This window comes from Methylobacterium sp. CCH5-D2 (genome assembly GCF_001556475.1).
GTDB lineage: Bacteria > Pseudomonadota > Alphaproteobacteria > Rhizobiales > Beijerinckiaceae > Methylobacterium > Methylobacterium hispanicum.
The window spans coordinates 1-4,266 of record NZ_LSIX01000859.1; the positions used below are offsets into that span (position 1 = coordinate 1).

Consider the following 4,266-nt stretch of genomic DNA (forward strand, 5'->3'; position numbering starts at 1 on the left):
CCGCCCCACCGCCTCCTCCACCAGCGCGGCGCCGCGCGCCTCGGAGAGGGCCTCGCCCACCATTAGGATCGCAGGCCCCTCCAGCCCCGCCGCCTCGATCCGGTCGGCGAGGTCGGCAGCGCTGCCGCGCACCGTCGCCTGGGCGGGCCGCGTCGCGTTGAACACCACGAGCGCGGGCGTCGCGGGCGCCAACCCTTCCGCCACCGCCCGCTCCAGCAACGCCCGCAGCGTGCGCTTGGGCATGTAGACCACGGTGGTGACGCTGGGATCCGCCAGCGCGCCCCAGTTCAGGTCGTCGGGGAGCGCGCCGCGGCGGTCGTGGCCGGTGACGAATTGCAGGCGGCGCGCGGCGTCGCGGTGGGTCAGCGAGACGCCGAGCGTGGCGGCAGCCCCCTGCGCCGCGCTCACGCCCGGTACCACCGCCACCGGGATGCCCGCGGCGCGGCAGGCCTCGATCTCCTCGCCGGCCCGGCCGAAGACCAGCGGGTCGCCGGATTTCAGCCGCACCACCTGCTTGCCCGAGCGGGCGAGCTGCACCATCAGCGCGTTGATGTCGTCCTGACGGCAGGAGGGGCCGTGCCCGGTCTTGCCGACCAGCATCGTGCGGGCCTCGCGGCGAGCGTAGTCGAGGATTTCGGGCGCCACGAGGTCGTCGTACAGGATCACGTCCGCGTTCCGCAGAGCGCGCAGCGCCTTCAGCGTGAGGAGTTCCGCGTCGCCCGGCCCCGCGCCGACGAGCGTCACGGCGCCGCCCTTCGGCGCGGCCTCGGTCTGGGCGAGCAGCCCGGCGAGGTCGTCGGCGCCCGGCGCCCGGTCGGGCTCGGCGAAGGCGCGGTCGGTGAAGCGCTCCCAGAAGAAGCGCCGCTCGGCAAAACCGTGGAAGCGCCCGGTGACCGCCTCGCGCCAGTCGCGCGCGGCGGCGACCCAGCGGGCAAAGCCCCGCGGCAGCATCGCCTCGATGCGCGCCCGCACGGTCTGGCCGAAGACCGGGGCGGCGCCCTCGGTGGAGATGCCGACGACGAGCGGCGAGCGGTTGACGATGGCGCCGAACTTCACGTCGCAGAGATGCGGCCGGTCGACCGCGTTGACGATGGCGCCGGCACCGCGCGCCGCCGCCACGAAGGCGACGCAGTCGCGCTCGTCCTCCATCGCCCCGATGGCGAAGGCCGCACCCCAGAGGTCGTCCGGCGTCCAGCGCCGCTCGTGAAGTGTGACGCGACCCGAGACCACCTCGCCCGGCACCGCGCGCAGCTCCTCGGAGGGATCCTCCGCGTAGACGTCGACCTCGGCGCCCGCGGCGGCGAGCAGCTTCACCTTCCAGGGTGCGCCGCCGTTCGAGCCCGCCAGCACCGCGCGCTTGCCTTGGAGCGGCACGAAGACGGGCAGGACGGCGAGCGGCTCCAGGCCGGCCTTGGTCTCGCGGGGTTCTCTGGAGGTGCGCATGAGTGTGGGCTTCGACACGGGAATCCGTCCAAAGTGCGGTCAGGCCGCCGAGCGCGCAAGCGCCGCGGGGAGCAGCTTGCGGATCTCTGGGATGCACGAGCCGCAATTCGTGCCGGCCCGGCAGGCCGCGCCGACCGCCTCGACGCTGTGGGCGCCCGCCCCGATCGCCGCCGTGATCGCGTCGAGCCCGACGCCGTGGCAGGCGCAGACCACCGGGCCGGCCGCCGCGGTGGCGGCCCGGCCCGACAGCAGGGCGCGCCGCTCAGGGGCGTCGGGCGCGTCGGCGGCGAAGAGCGCCTTGGCGGCCTCCCAGTCGGGTTTCTGCTCTGCCGGCGCGTAGGCCAGGCAGGCGACGAGCCGTTCGCCGTCGTAGACCGCGCAGCGGTAGCGCCCGCGGGCGTGGTCGGCGTACTCGGCGAGCTCGTAGCCCTGGAACAGGCCGCGCATCAGCATCGCGACCGCGCGTGAGCCCTCCTGGGTGGCGAAGAGCAGGCCCCAGCCGCCGGTGACCGCCGCGCGGGCCCACCACCAGCCCTCGGGCGGGGCGACGCCCTCGCGGGTGAGCAGGTAGCCGCGCGCCCGGTAGGCGACCGGAGCGACCGAGGCCGGGGTCGCCTTCAGCTCGGGCTGGCCCGAGACCGGGTCCGGCACGCCGCGGACCAGGGCGCCGACCCGCGCCTTGGAGGCGGTAGAATCGCTCCAGTGCATCGGCATGAACAGGCTGCCGGGGGCGACCGAGGGCGTCACCATCACCTCGAGTTCCGCCGAGCCGTGCTCGGTCGAGACCGCCGCGATGCCGCCGTCGGCGAGGCCGTAGCGGGCGGCGTCGTCCGGGTGCACCTCGCAGAACGGTACGGCGCGGTGGGCCGAGAGGCGCTGGCTCTTCCCGGTGCGCGTCATCGTGTGCCAGTGGTCGCGGATGCGGCCGGTGTTGAGAACCAGCGGGCGGGCCTCGCTCACGGCCTGCGCCAGCGCCGGCGGCTGCACCGCGACGAAGCGGGCGCGCCCGTCGAAGGTGTAGAAGCGCCCGTCCGCGAAGAGCCGGGCCTTGGTGCCGCCGCGCTTCGGCAGCGGCCACTGGACCGGGCGGTTCACCTCGTAGGCGGCGTCCGAGATGTCGGCCAGCCCGCCGATGTCGAAGTCGCGGCTGCCGTTGTTCTCGAAGGCCGAGAGGCCGGCATGCTGGCGGAACACGGCCGCCGCGCTGGTGAAGCTGAAAGCCTGCCCGTGCCCGAGGCGGCGCCCGACATCGGCCAGCACCGCCCAGTCGGGCCGCGCCTCGCCCGGCGCCTTGAGGAAGCGGCGCTGGCGCGAGATGCGCCGTTCCGAGTTCGTCACCGTGCCGTCCTTCTCGCCCCAGGCGAGCGCGGGCAGCAGCACGGTCTTGCGGCCGCTCGCGCGGGCGGTGTCGGAATCGGCCATCACCTCGGAGACGACGTAGAGGTCGAGCTTGACGATCGCCTCCCGGATCAGGTCGGCCCGCGGCATCGAGACCAGCGGGTTGGTGCCCATGACCCAGAGGGCCTTGATCTTGCCGCGCTGGATCGCCTCGAACAGCGCGACCGCCTTCATGCCCTCGCCCGTGATGATGTTGGGCGCGCGCCAGAAGCGGCGGACCCGGTCCACCTCCTCGGGCGCGAAGTGCATGTGGGCGGCCAGCATGTTGGCGAGCCCCCCGACCTCGCGCCCGCCCATGGCGTTCGGCTGGCCGGTGAGCGAGAACGGGCCCATGCCGGGTCGCCCGATCCGCCCCGTGGCGAGGTGGCAGTTCAGGATCGCGTTGGCCTTGTCGGTGCCCTGCGCCGACTGGTTCACGCCCATCGAGAACGCGGTCACCACCCGCTCGGTGCGGGTGAACAGGTCGTAGAAGCTGCCGATCTCGGAATCCGTGAGGCCGGTGAGCGCGGCCACCGCCGCGCGGTTCGGCGCGATCAGCCGGGCGCGGTCGAGGGCCGCGTCGAAGCCCGCGGTGTGGTCGGCCACGTACCGGGCGTCGAGCGCGCCGGTATCCGCCAGATGCACGAGGAGCCCCGAGAACAGGGCGGTGTCGCTGCCGGGCCGGATCCCCAGGAAGAGGTCGGCCTCCTCGCCGGTCTGGGTCTTCCTCGGGTCGATCACCACGAGCTTGGTGCCGCGCCTGGTGCGCGCGTCGACCATGCGGCGGAACAGGATGGGGTGGCACCACGCGGTGTTGGAGCCGGTGAGCACGATGAGGTCGGCCTCGTCGAGGTCCTCGTAGCAGCCCGGCACCGTGTCCGAGCCGAAGGCGCGGCGGTGCGCCGCTACGGCGCTCGACATGCAGAGGCGCGAGTTGGTGTCGACGTGCGGTGTGCCGATGAAGCCCTTCGCGAGCTTGTTGGCGACGTAGTAATCTTCCGTGAGGAGCTGGCCCGAGAGGTAGAAGGCGATGGCGTCCGGCCCGTGCCGCTCGGCGGCCTTGCGCAGGCCGCCCGCGACGGTGCCGAGCGCCGATTCCCAGCTCTGGCGCACCCCATCGACCTGCGGGTGGAGCAGGCGGTTCTCCAGCGACAGGGTCTCGCCGAGCGCCGAGCCCTTCGAGCAGAGCCGGCCGAGATTGGCCGGATGCTCCGGATCGCCCGCGATCCCGGCGCCCCCCTGCCCGTCCGGCGTCGCGAGCACCCCGCAGCCCACCCCGCAATAGGGGCAGGTGGTGCGAACCGTCTGCTCCGGCACCGGCACGGTCATGGGCTCTTCCTCGGGCGGTCGTTGAGTGGCCGGCAGCAAGAGTCGGGCCGCCTGCCGGTGCATGACGGGTCGAACGGGGCCGGACGAGGCGTGGGTCCCCTCTCCCGTGCGGGAGAG

2 protein-coding genes are annotated in these 4,266 nt (G+C 74.0%); both read right to left on the reverse strand.

From position 1 onward, the window contains the following. On the reverse strand, positions 1 to 1,443 hold a 1,443-nt coding region (gene cysG / locus AX737_RS22660), incomplete at its 3' end, for a siroheme synthase CysG (protein ID WP_066925133.1). Positions 1,444 to 1,482: 39 nt separating this feature from the next. Continuing rightward, on the reverse strand, positions 1,483 to 4,149 hold the full coding sequence (locus AX737_RS22665; RefSeq protein WP_066925136.1) for a nitrate reductase: 2,667 nt from the start codon (positions 4,147 to 4,149) through the stop codon (positions 1,483 to 1,485). Positions 4,150 to 4,266: the final 117 nt, after the last annotated feature.

Bases quoted from the DNA above. Each gene is read 5' to 3' on its own strand.
- AX737_RS22665 (WP_066925136.1), bottom strand. From the start codon at position 4,149: ATGACCGTGCCGGTGCCGGAGCAGACGGTTCGCACCACCTGCCCCTAT.